Genomic DNA, 17,346 nt, shown 5'->3' with positions numbered 1-17,346 from the left:
GATATTATAATTTATGAGGTGTAAATGGATAGTCTTCTTGTGCGTATACTACATCGTATAATTGTTGTAAGTCTGGGTATGGAGATTCTTCAGCGAATTTAGCACACTCTTCAACTAAGTCTTTAACTCTTTGGTCAATTACTTCGATTTCTGCTTCTGTAGCATATTTTTGATCCAAGATTACGTCAAGAACTTGCGTAATTGGGTCGATTTTTTTGTACTCTTCAACCTCTTCTTTAGAACGGTATAATTGTGCATCAGACATAGAGTGTCCTCTGTAACGGTACGTTTTCATTTCAAGGAAAGTTGGTCCGTCTCCACGACGCGCTCTTTCGATAGCTTCGTGCATTGCTTCAGCAACTTTTACAGGGTTCATTCCGTCAACAGGCCCACAAGGCATTTCATAACCTAAACCTAATTTCCAGATGTCAGTGTGGTTTGCAGTTCTTTCTACAGAAGTTCCCATTGCATAACCGTTGTTTTCAACGATAAATACAACTGGTAATTTCCATAACATAGCCATGTTGAAAGCTTCGTGAAGAGAACCTTGTCTAGCAGCACCATCACCAAAGTAAGTCATAGTAACACCGCCAGTGTTGAAATATTTGTCTGCAAAAGCAATACCAGCTCCTACAGGAATTTGAGCACCTACGATTCCGTGTCCACCGTAAAAACCGTGTTCTTTAGAGAAAATGTGCATAGAACCTCCCATACCTTTAGAAGTTCCTGTTGCTTTTCCTAAAAGTTCTGCCATTACGTTTCTAGGATCAACTCCCATACCAATTGGCTGAACGTGGTTTCTGTAAGCAGTAATCATTTTATCTTTGGTCAAATCCATAGCGTGCAGTGCGCCAGCTAATACAGCTTCTTGACCATTATATAGGTGTAGAAAACCTCTAACTTTTTGTTGAATGTATAATGCTGCAAGTTTGTCTTCAAACTTTCTCCAAAGTAGCATGTCCTCATACCACTTTAAATATACCTCTTTTGTAACTTCTTTCATCTGAATTCTTTCTTTTGCTAAAGTTGTTTGTGTTATCGATTATTGTGCCTGTAACGCAAAATAGTTTCCTCCCACAAATTTGCGCCCGAAAGGTCGGGATGCAAAAATAAGACATTACATTTAAGAACTAAAATTAAAACGATACTTTTTGGCTTTTTTTTACAAGAACTTTTTGTCGAACATCAATGGGAGCAAATTTTTTAGGGATGATGATTTGTAAATTTCACCAATTTCTCCCATAAAATAGATTTCAATAGGGGTGTCTTGTTTTATTTCGTATTCTGCTATTGATTGTCGGCACGATCCGCATGGCGGAATAGGGGCAGTAGTTTGATTGGTGTCTGACGCAGCTGTAATTGCCATTTTTAAGATTTTAGCTTCTGGATATGCACTTCCAGCATAAAAAATTGCAGTTCGTTCAGCACAAAGTCCAGACGGATAAGCGGCATTTTCTTGGTTAGAACCTAAGATCACTTTTCCGTTGTCTAAAAGTAGTGCTGCTCCAACTTTAAACTTTGAATAAGGTGCGTAAGCTTTTTTTCTGATTTCGACAGCTTGATTCATTAAATCCTGAATTTCGGCTGGAAGTTCATTTAAATTATCAAATATTGTAAATGAAGCGGTTATATTGATTTCTTTCATTTGTTTATAAGGGAAAAAAAATCCAAATTCCTAAAATGCCGGAATTTGGATTGAATTATTTTTATTTTAAACGTTCTCTTTAATAAGTTTCGTATTTGTCTCCAAAGTTAAACGTTAAAGAGAAACGAAGCGTGTTTTCTAAAGGATTTTTTATTTTAGAAGCTGAGAATAGGTACGAAACATCAATTTTCATGATATTGTATTTAAATCCTGCTCCTAAAGAGAAAAATTGTTTAGCGCCTTTTTCTGGGCTTTCATGATAATATCCTAAACGAAATGCGAAAGCATCTTGGTACATGTATTCTCCAGCAATGCTGTAAGTTACCTCTTTCATTTCTTCTTTAAATCCGCCTGGAGCGTCTCCAAAAGATTTAAAGATTCCCTGAAACCATCCGATATCATTATAGTTTCTGTAACCAATATCGGTTGCTTCTTGTTGTGATATATCTTCAGGATCATCAAAGTCTCCGTCGCCATTTACGTCTACAGGTGTTCCAATGCCTGGAGGAGTTGGAACTAAAAGTTTAGTAAGCTCGGCGCTTAGAGTAAGTTTGTTATAATCATCAAAAATAAAATCAAATCCTCCACCTAATCTTAAATTGGCAGGCAAGAAGTTTGAGCTTATATCGTCATTATCGTAACTGATTTTTGGTCCCATGTTTTGAAAGTTGATACCTGCTCTCCATCTCCCATTAAAATCTTGATAAGCAATTTCTTCTGATTGATAAAATGCAGCCACATCTACTGCAAAAGATCTTGCAGATGTAGCATCAACTTCTTCTGAAGCGACTTTTAAGTTTGAGCTGATAAAACGTCCTGCAACTGCCATCGAGAATTTTTCGCTTAATTTTAATGAGTAAGATCCGTCTAAGGCAAACTCATTCGGGTTTACTTCTCTTACGGCTTCATTTGGGTCTCCAGTGTATCTTAATTCGATACCTCCGAAACCAAAATAACGAAAACTTCCTGCAAAGGCACTTTTTTCGTTGATTTTGTTGTAATACGTAATCTGTCCTAACGAAATATCATTGGCAAGATCTGTTAAATAAGGTGTGTAACTGATGGAAAGGCCTTGTGCGTCTTCGGAAAATGCATACTTAGCAGGATTCCATTGTTGTGAGAAAACGTCGGCAGAAGTAGCGACACCTTGGTCTGCCAAACCTGCTGCTCTAGCATCGGCAGCGACTAATAAAAATGGTACTCCGGTAACAATGGGTCTTGATTCCTGAGCCCTAGAATTGTAAATACTAAAAATACAAATTAATAAAAGTGATAGTTTTTTCATTTATGGGACTAGTGTTTTTGGTAGTGCAAATATATATAATATTATAGGATGACAAGCTTTTCGTATTTTTCTGCTTTTTTATTTGTTAAATTAGATTTTACAGTCAGTTTGTAAATGTACACTCCTTTTCCGATTCTGTCGCCAAAATCATCTCTTCCGTCCCATGTTATTTCTCTAGATAAAAAGCCTTCTGTTGTAACGGTTTGGTTTTTTGTCCAGACAACTTTTCCTGTAATAGTCATTACCTGTACTTGTACATCTAGTGGTTCGTATGGTCTGTTGTGCGAAAACCAAAATTGGGTATAAGTCGAAAAAGGATTTGGATAATTAAGAACGTGCGATAGTGTCAGAGAATCGTCTCCTACAACTGTAAACTGAATTTCGCTTGTAACAGGATTGTTGTAAACATCCCAAGCGGTAAAACTTATGGTGTGCAGTCCAGGAGCTAAATTTCTAAAAGGAAAACGTAGATTTCCGTTGGTATAATCGTCCAATTTTGTTTGATAATAATCATTCAAAATGTAAGGATTGCTTACGTCTCCATCTAAAATAGCGACAATATCGTGTCCGATTCCGCTTGCTGTATTAATTCCATTTTCATCTTCTAAGAAAGCCAAAAGAAATGGCGATTCATTAGTAATTCCTCCAGATACAAAAGTTTCATCGTTCATATATAACTTCACTTTTGGACTAATATTGTCCTGAGGTGCATTTTCGTTAATTCCTCCAATTTTAATGGTGTTGTTGTATCCGGTTTGGTTTTCTGCAACCTCATTTTTTTTCGAATAAAAGCTGATCCTACCGTAGTCAACAGGAATTCGGATGTCTCTAGGGACAACAAAACTGAATTCAAATTGTCCATTGGTAACAGATGCATTTCCTCTAAAAATAGTTTCTCCTAAAGTTTTAAATTGCATTGGAGGACTAAAACCATCATTATTTAAGGTTGTGTTTGTAATTAATTTATCGAAAATGGCTGTGGCTAATTCTCCGTTATAATTGCTTAAAAGCGTATTGTTTTCGTCTGTGATTTCGCCAGAAATTTTAATTTTTGATAATGATTTTAAATCAGGAATTGCCTGCGAAATCACAATGTCATTTACTTTTGTTAGATTAATTCGCGGTTTCGGAATAGCTAGCATTAAAGCTGGATCTCCAATGCAAAAAACAACATTGCTGGAAGAACTTGGGTTTTCGTTTTTAGATATTCTTAATGATTCTGCAATACTATTGTATTGATTTGAACCATAAGAAAGAAGGTTTTTACTGATTGTTTTGTTGAACTCTTCTGCATTTGTTTGTCCAATTTCACGAACTGTAGTCAGCATTGAAATTGCGCCGCCTTTAGGGTTCCAATAGACATATTCTCCGGCTGTAGGCCTTGTTGGATCGTCAAAGCGAGAAAATTCACATGTAATGGTAATGAATAGCGGATATTTATATTGATTAGTAAGATTTTGTCCGTCTGATTTCTCCCAAATTCTCTCGCTGGCTAGTCCGTCCTCACCACCGTGTCCTAAATAATTAAATATTAGAGCACCTTTTTCAAAGGCATTAAAAAAATCGGCTCTTGCTTTTGGATATCGCGATCCGCCTGCTGAAGCTTCTTGTGTGTAAGCATCTAGAAAAATTTTGTCAATATTAAAAAAAGGTTTTTCAGTTGCTATTAGATCTGCAAGAGCATTTTGATTTGCTTGCAAGGTCTGGTCTCCAGCTTTGTCGGAATCATCGCTAATTAAAACAACATTGTTTCTCCAGTTTCCGTATGATTTTGTGTCATAGTATTCAAAAACTTTGTTGACCATTTCCTGTGCTTGAGAATTGTCTGAAACCAACATTCTTCCAACTGCAATATCAATTCCGGCAAGTGATGGAATGATAACACCTTCATTGGCATCCATAAGGCCGTAAAAATCATCAGAGGCAAATGAAGCTTCGCCTACAGTATTGCTTATTAGAGATTGATATATAGGTACGATATTGGTGTTGTTTGAAATTCGATCTTTATAATCAAAAGAAGCATCTCCAAATAAGTTTAAGTAGCGTATTTTTTTTTCTGATGATGATGCGTTGTCATAAATATATTTAATACAATTTCTAATAGCGGCAATATCTTGTTTGCCAGAAGAAAATTCTTGATAGATATTCTCTAGTGCAATAACTTTTACATTTAAATTGGAATTTGTTCGATGAAAACTTGCCAGTCTTTCGGCTTGAGAGACTAATGTTTTTGGAGTTACAATAACATAATCGATATCCTGAAAAGCATTTTGGCTGTTTCTGAAAAGTGTTCCTTTTAAATTTTGATTGGCAATTTTTGACTGATTCTCTTTTAATGGAACATAATAATCGGAAGGGTCAAGGGTAGTGTATTTTCTAACTTCGCCAAGATTAGCTTTAAAGCTAAAAGCATTCTGATTGGCATTCTCTATTTTAGATATATTATATAGGTCTGTAATATCCCAAATTTGAGTTATCGCCGATGCATTTCCAATATTGTAATTGACAATTCCTGCTGTTGAGCCAGCGGCGTTATATTGAAACTGAAATTGTTTACCTGTTCCCAAAAGTTTTCGCTTTGCTGTTAGATTGATGTAATCTAAGTAGCCTTTCGAGCCAGGAACACCGCTATTGTTGTAGATAAGTTTTATTTTGATATTGTCTGCTCCAGTAAATCCAGTATTTGAAAGTTTTCCTGTTGTGTATTTAGTATCAGAATTCGCGATTAAAGAAGGGAAATTTATAGATCCTATATTTTGTCCGTTTGCTGCTATTCCAAATGAAGTAGTGGTGAACGATGCTGCCGCTGCACTTATCTCTATCTTTACGGGAACAGAAGTGTCTAGGTTTGGAAAACTAAAGGAGAATTCTTGCTCTTGATTAATGTCAAAAGATTCTCCGAGCCATTGACGACCTAGGTGAACTATGTTGGTTTGGTCGATTTCGTGATATTGATAGTCATCAAACGTGTTCAGCTCTAAAGTGCTGTTTCCCGTTGGTTGATTTAAGTTTTGAATCCTCTTTCCGTCGCCTCCAGATGTTGTAATATAATAATAGGACTTGGTGTCGTATAAATTTAAATTGGTCTGGCTTTCTGAATTCCAATTATCGGTGCCTTCAGCATAAAAAAGAATGTAATCTTCATTGTTAAAAACACCGTCATTTTCGCCATTTATTTGTATTGCGTTTTCAGTTAAATCATCAGGATAATATGTGTTATTTGCTAGAGGAAGCATTCGTCCGCCATTTCCGTATATTTTTATTCTTCTGGGATCAATTTTCGAAGGGTCGAATCCTAAACTTTGCAAGAAAGATTTGTCTATTTTGTAAACGCCTGATTTCTGAATGTAAAATCGATACCAATCTCCAGAAGCTAAAACAGAATTTACAATTGCAGCCGATTTTTGAAATGAGGAAGTGGATGCAGTTCGCGCTGTGGTATTGCTGATAAAGTAAGAAAAAGATTTTATACGTTTGTAGCTGTTTCCTTCCTTAATTATAGGAGATAAGGACAAGAAAGAATATCTCAGATCCCTTGCATTTGTCACTATTATCGATTCATTAAGCTTTTCGGGGATATTTTCAGGTGTTAAATCTCCTAAATCAGCTCTGGAAATAGGTTCGTAAGAGATATTGTTAATTTGTACAGAGCTTCCGTTTGAGACGTTAGGAAGGTTAAGGTTTTGCAGTAATGTTATGCTTTTTTTTGTAATGTCGAAGCGAAAACTGTTTCCTAAGAAGTATGGAATTGTGATTTTATTTTCGCCATAATTTACCTCTTTTTTGTTTTGCCAGTCTATCGTTATCGTCCCATTTGACTGGGAAAACAGGAGAATTGGAACTAAAAAAAGACAGGTAAGAAATGTTTGTTTCATTGTTTAAAAAGGCGAAATTTAATTAAAAAATAATTAGTAAGTAAAAATATAGTATTTCATGTTATAGTAATAATAAAAAGTATATTTTTGCGTTCGTAACTAAAGGTTATTTTCTGGTAAAAAACAGCTAAATAAAATTATTAGAACAGATGTTGCCAATTAAATGTTAATTATTATATTGCAGCACCTAAATTTATCACCTAAGAATGAGTATGAAAGTAAACAAAATTGTAGTCTTGCAGTTAATGATGTCAATGGTATTGATGTTGGGCACGGCTAGTTGTAGCAAAAAATCGAGTTCCACTCACGCTTCTAGAGCTACTGGCTGGGATGTAGATAGTCAGAATGGAACTGCTGCCAGAAATGCAGGAAAAAAACAACAGGCTGGTCCTGGTTTAGTTTTTGTTGAAGGAGGTACGTTTACTATGGGTAAAGTACAGGATGATGTTATGCACGATTGGAATAACACACCAACTCAACAACACGTTCAATCATTCTATATGGATGAAACCGAAGTTACGAACGGTATGTACTTAGAATACCTAGAGTGGTTAAAGAAAGTTTTCCCACCAACAGAAGAAAATTACAAAAATATTTACGAAGGAGCATCTCCTGATACATTAGTTTGGAGAAATCGTTTAGGATACAACGAAACGATGACTAACAACTATTTAAGACACCCTTCTTATGCTAATTACCCTGTAGTTGGTGTTAACTGGATTCAAGCAGTTGAATTTAGCAAATGGAGAACTGACCGTGTAAACGAAGCAGTTTTAGAGAAAAACGGATATCTTAAAAAAGGAGCTAAAACGACCGATGTTAATGCTGAAAATGCATTTAATACTGAAGGTTATTTAATGTCTCCAAGTACATCACGTGGAGCAAGCGATGAGATTGTATTAAAGAAAAATCCTAGCGGAAAAAGAACAAAAGCAGGAGAAGAAGAGAAAAACGTATACGCACAACGCTCTTCAGGAATTATCTTGCCAGAATATAGACTTCCTACTGAAGCAGAATGGGAATATGCAGCTGCAGCTGATGTTGGACAAAGAGAATATAATATCTACAAAGGACAAAAGAAATACCCTTGGTCTGGAGATTACACACGTTCTAACAAACGTAAAAACAGAGGTGATCAATTGGCTAACTTTAAACAAGGAAACGGTGATTACGGTGGAATTGCAGGTTGGTCAGATGACGGAGCAGATATTACAAATGCTGTGAAAAGTTATGCACCAAACGATTTCGGTCTTTATGATATGGCAGGAAACGTTGCAGAATGGGTTGCCGATGTTTACAGACCTATTATTGATAACGAAGCAAATGATTTCAACTATTACAGAGGAAACCAGTATGCTAAGAATAAAATTGGTAAAGATGGTAAAGTTGAAATCGTTACAACTGCTACTATTAAGTATGATACTTTAAGTAACGGTAAAGTAATTGCAAGAAACCTTCCTGGAGAAATTGCTCAAGTGCCAGTTGATGAACAAGAAACTTATTTGAGACAAAACTTCAGCACAAGCGACAATATCAACTACAGAGATGGTGATAAACAATCTTCAAGATATTTTGATTTTGGTGATTCAGAGTCTGGATCTAAAGCAGATCAGGCAATGTACAACTCTCCTAAGCACAATGTTACAACTGACAGTTTAGGAAAAATGATCAGAAAGTATGATAACTCTAGTAAACGTACTACTTTAATTGATGATAAAGTAAGAGTTTACAAAGGAGGTTCTTGGAGAGACAGAGCTTACTGGTTAGACCCAGCTCAAAGAAGATATTTCCCTCAAGATATGGCAACTGATTACATTGGTTTCAGATGTGCAATGTCTAGAGTAGGATCAAAATCTGAAAAAAGAAAATCTCCTAGAAACTAAGATTTAGGAATTCTAATAATAAAAATTCCAAATTCCAAAAGCTGAATATTCAGTCTGGAATTTGGAATTTTTTTATTGTTTTTTTTCTACTTTTATGACTTATTAAAAAATATATAAATGAATATTAAAGACATTCATAACTTGTTTTTACAGTGTAGTTCTCTATCTATTGATACCAGAAAAATCGAAAAGAATTCGATGTTTTTTGCCATTAAAGGAGAGAATTTTGACGCTAATACATTTGCCAAAGAAGCCTTAGATTTGGGAGCTTTATTTGTTGTTATAGACAATGAATCTTATTTTATTGATGACAGGACTATCTTGGTAGAAAACAGCTTGCAAACGCTTCAGGAATTGGCAAAATTTCATAGAAGTTATTTAGGACTTCCAATTGTTGCTTTGACAGGAAGTAACGGAAAAACGACGACAAAAGAATTAATCAATGTTGTGCTTTCAAAAAAGTTCAAAACAAAAGCGACCATTGGTAATTTAAATAATCATATTGGTGTACCGTTGACTTTGCTTTCTTTTACAAAAGAAACAGAAATCGGAATTGTTGAAATGGGGGCCAATCATCAAAAAGAAATCGAGTTTTTGTGTCAGATTGCACAGCCTGATTATGGATATATAACCAATTTCGGAAAAGCCCATTTAGAAGGTTTTGGGGGAGTTGAAGGTGTGATTGCTGGTAAAAGCGAAATGTATCAATATCTTTCAGCAAATCAGAAAACAGTTTTTGTAAATCTAGAAGATCCTATTCAAATAGAAAAATCAAAAGGAATTAAGGCATTTACTTTTGGGGTTAAAAAAGAAAATGCAGATTTAAATATTCAAAATATTACAGCAAATCCATTTGTTGCTATTGAATATAATGATTTTACAATAGAATCTCATTTAATCGGACTTTACAACGCGAACAATATAAATGCAGCTGTAGCCATTGGAAAATATTTTGATGTAAAAGAAAGCGATATAAAAAGCGCTATTGAAAACTATATTCCTGCAAACAATAGGTCTCAAATGATGCAAAAAGGTTCAAATGAGATTATTCTAGATGCTTACAATGCCAATCCTAGTAGTATGGCGGTCGCGATTGCTAATTTTCTTCAATTAGATAAGAAAAATAAAATCATGATTTTGGGAGATATGTTCGAACTTGGAGATGAAAGTCTTTACGAGCATAAGGTTATTATCGACTCTTTAGCTGATCAGAAACAGGCCCAATGTTTCTTATTAGGAAAATCTTTTTATGCTAATAAGATTTCGAATGAAAATATTCAGTTTTTTGAAACATTTGATGCTTTTGCTGAATTTTTAAAAACCTTTACATTTGATTCTAATTCAATATTAATAAAAGGTTCACGAGGTATGGCCTTAGAACGAACATTAGATTATATTTAAAAAAAAGGCCATTCAATTGAATGGCCTTTTTTTTATTAAATACTCATTAAAAACCCGATTAGATTTTCTTTCTTATTTAGGCCTAATTTCTTTCTTAGACGATAACGTGCCAATTCAACTCCGCCTGTCGAAATGTTCATAATTTCGGCTATTTCTTTCGTTGACATATTCATTAACAGATAAGTCGACAAATCTAATTCTCTAGGAGAAATGGTAGGATATTGCCCTTTTAATCGCTTTAAAAACTCAAAATGGACGTTTTTAATGTGTTTTTCTAGGTCTTTCCAGCTTTTATCTGTATTTACTTCTTTTACAATGCTTTTATGCAGTTTGCTAAATTCTGCTTTGGTGGTGTCATCTAATATGGCGGTATCTATATCCTTCAGTTTGTGAATAATTCCATTTAAGACTTTGTTCTTTTTTACTACTTGTAAAGAGTTGTTTACCAATTCTTTATCTTTTGCTAAGATTTTAATTTGAAGCTTATCATTTTTCAGCTTTTCAATTTCTTTTTCTAAATCATGCTGTTCATGTCTGATTTTGGATTCTTTTTCAAGATACAATCTTCTTTGTTCGATAGTTTCATAATACCTGTTTTTTCTAATCTTAAGTTTGATTCTAACAGAGATTAGATAAGCGCCGAGTAAAATGAGTATCAGGTAAAATAAATAAGCCAAAAAGTGTCTGTACCAAGGTGGAGATACTGTAAATTCAACTTCAGTAATGTTTGACTCTATGCCATAACTATTTCTGGCTTTTAATTTCATTACATAATTGCCCTCTCTTAAGTTGGTGTATTCTTTTATTGCAGTTGATGACCAGCCACGCCAGTTCTCTTCAAAAGGTTCTAGTTTATAGGAATACATTACGTTTTCCTGATTTTCATACGTTGGTGATGCAAAAGTAAATTTGACACGATTGTATTTATAAGGTATGCTGTATGATTCTAGCTTACTAGTCAGATTTCCAGTTAAAATAGTATCTCCAGGATTCGTAAAACTTTCAATAAAAGCTTTCGGTTTTGTCATAAACGTGTTCGGAATGGTCGAGTTGTAATGTGCCAAACGATCGGTTAATCCGATAAAAATATTTTGAGGATCTATCGCGTTCACCGAAATGTAATTGTTTACCAAATTCCCTGTTAAATTGGAGAATATGGCTTGTTTCTTAGTGAAAGTTCCGTTTTTATTTTTAACTAATACACCAAGGGACTCGTTGAATGCGTACCATAAGTTTCCTGTAGAATCTTCAATTAAGGTATTGATAGTTGGGATTCCGTTGAATAGATTTGTGATTTTTTTATCTTCAAAAAATGTTTCCTGTTCTACAGAATATCTGTAAAAATGATTTTTTACTTGAAAATAGACTTTGTTATTTATGCTTTGAAGGCTATTTATTCCTTTGAATTTATCTGAAATGTTTACGTGTTTTTTAATGAAGTCAAACCTTTGTAAATCTTCTGATAACTTTACTTGGTATAAGAAAGGATTTTTCTTTAGCCATAAATAATTTGCATCTATTTCTATAGAAAAATTATTGGTGGTTTCATCAAATCCTTTTACTTGATGCAGATAATCATATCCACTGGCAGATCGTTTAAAAACTGAGAATCCGTTATAGCTTTCGCCTATTATATAGTTTTCGTGGTCAGGTATTTTTTTGAATCCAAAATATCCTTTATTATCGAGTATTTTTGATACTCTATTGTTTTCAATAATCAATGCGCCGCTGTTACTGGCACAAATTAATACGTTATTTATAACTTGAATATTCCAAACTTGTGAAATCGTCCCTTCAACTCTTGTAAACGGACTGTCTTTAAACGAACTTCCCCACGGATGATAAAATAATCCCTGATTTGTAGCCACATAAAGATTTCCGTTATGAGTTGTCGAAGCATAGACCGTCCCTATATTGTAGCTGTAGTCAAAATAAGAAAAAGGCGAATTTTCATTAATAAAAGTGATACCATTATCCAGTCCAAGCCAGATGTTGCTTTTTTTGTCAACAAATGAAGCTAAGATTGTATTGTTCTGAATTCCTTTTTGTCGGTTTAGATGTTGGATTATTTTCCCGTTTAAATCGCAGATAATTGCTCCATCTAATACAGAATTAAGTATTATAAACTTGTTTTTGATGATTGATCCGCCTAAGGATGTATTTTTCTTGATGAATTCGTTTGCTTCCGTTGCCCATGGTTTGATAATATCATTTTCAGAGACAAAAAGACCCTTTTCTAAAGTGGCATACAATAATCTGTTGTTAGATAATGGAAAAAGGGACCAGATTTCCTTGTCATTAAAGACAGTAGTGCCTTTTATTGCTGTAAGTTTTCTGTTTTTGTATTCAAGAAGACCAAGAGTTTTGTCCTGAAAATACAAACGATTATTGACTAAAAATGAAAACTGAAATTTATGAGGAGCAGTAAGAGTCGTAACTTTTTCATTTTTTAGAAAAAATACTTTGCTGAAAGATTGAAATATAACCTCTCCTTTAAAAATATGGATTCTCCAAATAAGATTGATGTTTTCTTTATCTATTGGGCTTAATAGATTGTAGAGAGAATGATATTTTAAAATTCCCTTTTCATCATTTTTGAAATACCCAAATTCATTATTTCCACCTACAAATATTCTTCCTAAAGCATCAATTTTTAGGCTTCTAATCTCAGATTTGTTTGGTAATGAATATTTATGCCAGTTTGAACCGTCAAATTGAATTAAACCGCTATTGTTTGCAAAATAAATGTTTCCATTTTTATCTTGATCAATACTCCAGTTTTGAGTTCCACCTTTATACTCTGATCTTTTATAATTTTTTATATCTGGAATTCCAATATTTTTTACCTGCGAAAAACTTTTAAATTGTAAGAAAAATAATAAAATTAGTGCAAAAGGTCTAACTATGGATTTCATAAAATTTTAAATATATTTTTAATATAAATGGGTTATTTTGATTTTTTATTGTTGATTTATCAATCAGGATAAATCCAGTTTTTTAAATTAATTCTAATTTATAACACAATAGTTGCTGTTAAACTAATGTAATATACGTTTTTTTTAATTAACATTTTTATAACATTTTTTTTAAAAAACTAAATCATTGTAAATTAATTGATTGAAAAATTAATGTTGTGTTTTTTTAGAATATTAAAATTTAATTTGAAGTGTTTTTGTAAATAAATTTAATCTAATACTTATTAAAATTTAACATTATAATTGCATCAAATTACTAATTAATTAACCAAAATTTTTAGAAAAATGAAATTAACAAAATTATTTATTTTTTGTGTTTCGTTTTTACTGCTTTTTACTTAGGACGTGACGATAAATGGAATCATTACTGACGAAATTGGATTACCTGTCTCAGATGTTTAGACGACCCATTTTTTGATTTAATTTCACAGCTCCATTTGTGAATTTTTTTTCTGCGATAGCCTTTTTTACAAGTTTTTTACAACTTTAAAACAAATTCTTTGGATTGCTTTAGCGATTCTCTTCTTTCTGTCTTTTACTGCCTTTGCTAATTTTATAAGTTCTCCCCTATGATATAACCAAGTTTCAAGTTTTGAATGTTTCACTCTAAAATGGGTTAAGTTGGCAATTTTCATAAAAAGATGCCTTTTTTTCAATTTTACAAGGTGAAATGTAGGCTTTAATATGCTTAATAATATATAATTTTATAAGTTATTTCTTGTAATAATATAAAAAATAAGATTTTTCTTCTGTTAAAAATTATTGCTAATAATGTAAAAAAAGTAGGCTAAAAATATCATATTCTCTATTTTTTAGATTTTGTGGAAAAAGGAGTTTTTTAGCTTGTAATTATTTGTAAAATAGCTGTTTATATGATGTTGGTTACTACTACCACGTTGTAGTTTTAATAATTTTTCACAAGATATCGAGGCAAAACAATAGTGTAGTGTTATTTTTAAATATTAACTTTTCTTTAGTACTATTTTTTATTTTCTTTAAATACTGATAATTAGATTTTTATGTTTTTTTTGATGTGTTTTTATAATATTATAAATTTCAATTTGATGTGTTTTTGTAATGATTTTTAGATATGAAAAGTAAAAATTTAGTTTTAGTATTGCATCAAATTACTAATTAATTAACCAAAATTTTTAGAAAAATGAAATTAACAAAATTACTTGTTTTTTGTATTTCATCTTTATTATTCTCGGTTATAGCTGTGGCTCAGGATGTCACAGTAAATGGAATAATCAATGATGAAAATGGTTTGCCTGTTCCAGGTGCAACAGTTTTATTAAAAGGTACTACTAAATCTACTGCGTCAGACTTTGACGGAAAATTCCAGATTCAGGCACCTTCAAACGGATCATTAACAATTACTTTTATTGGTTACTCTACAGTAACAGAAGCAGTAAACGGAAGAACAAAAATTACAATTCAATTAAAACCAGAATCACAATCTTTAAATGAGGTTGTAGTTGTTGGATATGGAACTCAAAAGAAATCTGTTGTAACAGGTGCAATCTCAAGTGTAAAATCAGCTGATCTTGAAAAAGTACCAAACGGAAGAGTTGAGCAAGCTTTACAGGGTAGAGTAGCAGGGGTTTCTGTTGCTGCAACTTCTGGAAGTCCTGGTGCAGCGTCTAAAGTTCGTATTAGAGGTATAACTACCTTTAGAGAAGGAGGAAATGATCCTTTATGGGTAGTTGATGGAATTGCTGTAGATGCTGGTGCAGTTGGCTTTATTAATCAATCTGACATTGAGTCTATCGAGGTGCTTAAAGATGCTGCTTCTGCGGCAATCTATGGTACTCGTGCTGCTACTGGGGTTATTTTAGTAACTACTAAAAAAGGAAAATCAGGAAAAATTTCTGTAAACTATAATGGTTTTGCAGGTATTTCAGCTCCAGCTAAAAAATTAGATATGTTGAATGCGACTCAGTATGCAACTCTTATGAATGAAAAATCTTTGAATGATGGTGGTGCTATTAAATATCCAAATCCAGCTGCTTTCGGTAAAGGAACAAATTGGCAAGATGCAATTTTTAACGATTCTGCATTCAGATACACTCATGAATTAAGCATTAGCGGTGGTGGCGAAAAATCTACTTTCTATGCTTCTTTTGGAATTCAAGATCAGCAAGGTATTGTTGTGACAGATATTTCTAACTATACAAAGAAGAATTTCCGATTAAACTCAACACACAAAATTTCTGATTACTTTACTTTCGGACAGACTTTTGGATATACACACCAAAAAACAAAAGGAATTGGTAACGTAAATAACGAGTTTGGTGGACCTTTAAGCTCTGCAATTAACTTAGATCCGCTTACTCCACTTGTAGTTACTGATCCTGCTGTAGCAAACTCAGGTTATTACACAAACCCAAATGTTGTTAGAGATGCAAATGGAAATCCTTACGGAATCTCTTCTCTAGTACAACAAGAGATGACAAATCCTCTAGCTTATACTCAAACTAGATTAGGAGGATTTGACTGGTCAGACGATTTTGTTGGTAATGCTTATTTAGAGGCTAACATTACTAGTCATTTAAAATTTAGAACAACACTTGGTGGTAAGTTAGCTTACTGGGGGAATGAAATGTTTACTCCAGTTAACTTCTTAAATCCAAACATGAAAGCTGACAGAAATAACTACAACCAAAATAACGAAAAAGCACTTTCTTGGACTTTGGAAAATACATTGTCTTATGCTAACAAATTTGGAGATCATAATGTAAGTGTTTTAGCTGGACAAGGTGCTTATGTAGAAAATATTGGTAGTACTATCGGAACAACAATGTTTGGTCTTCCAATTACAAGCTACAAAGATGCTTCTTGGAATTTTGATATTCCTCAAACTGATAGAACAACAAGAACAAGCGATAAAGTAGAGCACAAATTAGCTTCATTGTTCTTACGTGCTAACTACGATTACATGGAGAAATATCTTTTTACAGGTATCGTTCGTCGTGATGGATCAACTCGTTTTGGTGAAAACAATAAATTTGGAGTTTTCCCTTCATTCTCTTTAGGATGGGTAGTTTCTAAAGAAGGTTTCTGGAAAGAAAACAATGTGGTAAATACTTTGAAATTCCGTGGAGGTTACGGAGTGGTAGGTAATGATAACATTGAAGAATTTAAATATAGAGCTACAGTTGTAGGAGGTTACAATTATACTATTGGAAATTCAGGAAGTATTACAACTGGATACGGAAACTCTACTTTGCCAAATGCAAACTTAGGATGGGAAGAAACATCTCAAACTACTGTAGGTCTTGACGCAAAATTATTCAATGATTTTTCTCTTACACTTGATTATTACAAAAAATCAACAAAAGGAATCTTAAGAAACGTTGTAATTCCTGGATATGTTGGAGCAACTGATGCACCTTCTGCTAACATTGCAGATATGGACAATAGCGGTTTGGAGGTTGAATTAGGGTACAAGAAAAGACTTGGAGACTTTAATTTAGGAGTTAATGCAAACTTTGCTTACTTGAAAAACGAAATTACTTACGTGGGTTCATCTACTAATTTCATTGTTGGAGATGCTACATTCCAATCTATGGGACCTGTAACAAGAACACAAGTTGGACATTCATTTAACGAATTCTACGGATTTAAAACAGCTGGGATTTTCCAAAATGAAGCTGAAGTTGCAGCATACAAAAATGCAAGTGGAGGTTTAATTCAGCCAAATGCTAGACCTGGAGATTTCCGTTGGGTAGATTCAAATGGAGATGGAGCTATTACTGAAGATGATAAACAATTCTTAGGAACAAATATTCCTAAATATACTTTTGGTTTCACAGTAAACTTAGACTACAAAAACTTCGATTTTATGGCATTTACTCAAGGAGCTGCGGGAAGCAAAATTTTCCAAGGTTTAAGAAGATTAGATGTACTTAATGCAAACTACCAAACTAAAGCTTTAGAGCGTTGGGTTGGAGAAGGAACTTCTAACGATTACCCAAGATTGACAAATAATGACCCAAATAAAAACTACACAAACATGTCTGATTTTTACTTGGAAAATGGAAACTACTTACGTTTAAAAGTGGTAACTCTTGGATACACAATGCCAGTTAGTTTATCATCTAAAATTGGAGCAGATAAATTACGTTTTTACCTAACAGGAGAGAACTTAATCACTTTTACAAAATATACTGGATTTGATCCAGAAATTGGAGGCCAAGTTTTTGGTATAGATAAAGGAGTTTATCCGCAAGCAAGATCTATTCTGTTTGGAGCTAACGTTCAATTTTAAAAAAATTAAAGA

Annotated in this window: 9 protein-coding genes; 3 read left to right on the top strand and 6 right to left on the bottom strand. The window is 33.4% G+C overall.

Features of this window, described 5'->3' with window-relative positions; genetic code table 11:
* Positions 1–4 precede the first annotated feature (4 nt).
* From pdhA to porU, 4 genes are all read right to left on the bottom strand, one after another.
* Positions 5–1,003, bottom strand: a complete 999-nt coding sequence (gene pdhA, locus AAYQ05_RS15485) for a pyruvate dehydrogenase (acetyl-transferring) E1 component subunit alpha (RefSeq protein ID WP_281631067.1) — start codon at positions 1,001–1,003, stop codon at positions 5–7.
* 159 nt (positions 1,004–1,162) lie between these two features.
* Complete coding sequence (cdd, locus tag AAYQ05_RS15480) at positions 1,163–1,645, bottom strand: cytidine deaminase (RefSeq protein ID WP_281631068.1); 483 nt, start codon at positions 1,643–1,645, stop codon at positions 1,163–1,165.
* A 79-nt stretch (positions 1,646–1,724) separates the two neighbouring features.
* Positions 1,725–2,930, bottom strand: coding sequence for a type IX secretion system outer membrane channel protein PorV (porV, locus tag AAYQ05_RS15475; protein WP_343544328.1), 1,206 nt, complete (start codon positions 2,928–2,930; stop codon positions 1,725–1,727).
* A 41-nt stretch (positions 2,931–2,971) separates the two neighbouring features.
* Entirely contained in the window at positions 2,972–6,805 is a 3,834-nt protein-coding gene (gene porU, locus AAYQ05_RS15470; RefSeq protein WP_343544327.1) for a type IX secretion system sortase PorU, read from the bottom strand.
* 212 nt (positions 6,806–7,017) lie between these two features.
* Between porU and gldJ the strand changes: the two genes are divergently transcribed.
* Positions 7,018–8,688, top strand: a complete 1,671-nt coding sequence (gene gldJ / locus AAYQ05_RS15465; protein ID WP_343544412.1) for a gliding motility lipoprotein GldJ — start codon at positions 7,018–7,020, stop codon at positions 8,686–8,688.
* A gap of 117 nt (positions 8,689–8,805) precedes the next feature.
* Positions 8,806–10,089 (top strand): UDP-N-acetylmuramoyl-tripeptide--D-alanyl-D-alanine ligase, encoded by a 1,284-nt coding sequence (locus tag AAYQ05_RS15460; protein WP_343544326.1) that lies wholly within the window; start codon positions 8,806–8,808, stop codon positions 10,087–10,089.
* Positions 10,090–10,124: 35 nt separating this feature from the next.
* Here the strand turns inward: AAYQ05_RS15460 and AAYQ05_RS15455 are convergent, their stop codons facing one another.
* Together AAYQ05_RS15455 and AAYQ05_RS15450 are read right to left on the bottom strand one after the other, a co-directional pair.
* Positions 10,125–13,004 carry a helix-turn-helix and ligand-binding sensor domain-containing protein gene (locus AAYQ05_RS15455; RefSeq protein ID WP_343544325.1) on the bottom strand — a complete coding sequence of 960 codons (2,880 nt, stop codon included), beginning with the start codon at positions 13,002–13,004 and terminating at the stop codon, positions 10,125–10,127.
* Positions 13,005–13,531: 527 nt separating this feature from the next.
* The gene (locus AAYQ05_RS15450) at positions 13,532–13,699 is read right to left on the bottom strand and encodes a hypothetical protein (RefSeq protein ID WP_343544324.1); all 168 of its coding nucleotides are present in this window, start codon (positions 13,697–13,699) and stop codon (positions 13,532–13,534) included.
* Positions 13,700–14,223: 524 nt separating this feature from the next.
* Between AAYQ05_RS15450 and AAYQ05_RS15445 the strand changes: the two genes are divergently transcribed.
* A complete protein-coding gene (locus AAYQ05_RS15445) occupies positions 14,224–17,334 on the top strand; it encodes a SusC/RagA family TonB-linked outer membrane protein (RefSeq protein WP_343544323.1) in 3,111 nt (1,036 codons plus the stop codon).
* The last annotated feature ends 12 nt before the right edge of the window (positions 17,335–17,346 follow it).

Source organism: Flavobacterium movens (assembly GCF_039581425.1).
Taxonomy (GTDB): Bacteria; Bacteroidota; Bacteroidia; order Flavobacteriales; family Flavobacteriaceae; genus Flavobacterium; species Flavobacterium luteolum.
The sequence above is the reverse complement of the archived record's forward strand: the minus strand, read 5'-3'. Positions and strand labels throughout refer to the sequence as shown.

Excerpts from the sequence above, each read along its gene's own strand:
- AAYQ05_RS15460 (WP_343544326.1), top strand. The coding sequence starts at position 8,806 with ATGAATATTAAAGACATTCATAACTTGTTTTTACAGTGTAGTTCTCTA.
- pdhA (WP_281631067.1), bottom strand. The coding sequence starts at position 1,003 with ATGAAAGAAGTTACAAAAGAGGTATATTTAAAGTGGTATGAGGACATG.
- AAYQ05_RS15450 (WP_343544324.1), bottom strand. The coding sequence starts at position 13,699 with ATGAAAATTGCCAACTTAACCCATTTTAGAGTGAAACATTCAAAACTT.
- AAYQ05_RS15455 (WP_343544325.1), bottom strand. The coding sequence starts at position 13,004 with ATGAAATCCATAGTTAGACCTTTTGCACTAATTTTATTATTTTTCTTA.
- cdd (WP_281631068.1), bottom strand. The coding sequence starts at position 1,645 with ATGAAAGAAATCAATATAACCGCTTCATTTACAATATTTGATAATTTA.
- AAYQ05_RS15445 (WP_343544323.1), top strand. The coding sequence starts at position 14,224 with ATGAAATTAACAAAATTACTTGTTTTTTGTATTTCATCTTTATTATTC.
- porV (WP_343544328.1), bottom strand. The coding sequence starts at position 2,930 with ATGAAAAAACTATCACTTTTATTAATTTGTATTTTTAGTATTTACAAT.
- porU (WP_343544327.1), bottom strand. The coding sequence starts at position 6,805 with ATGAAACAAACATTTCTTACCTGTCTTTTTTTAGTTCCAATTCTCCTG.
- gldJ (WP_343544412.1), top strand. The coding sequence starts at position 7,018 with ATGAAAGTAAACAAAATTGTAGTCTTGCAGTTAATGATGTCAATGGTA.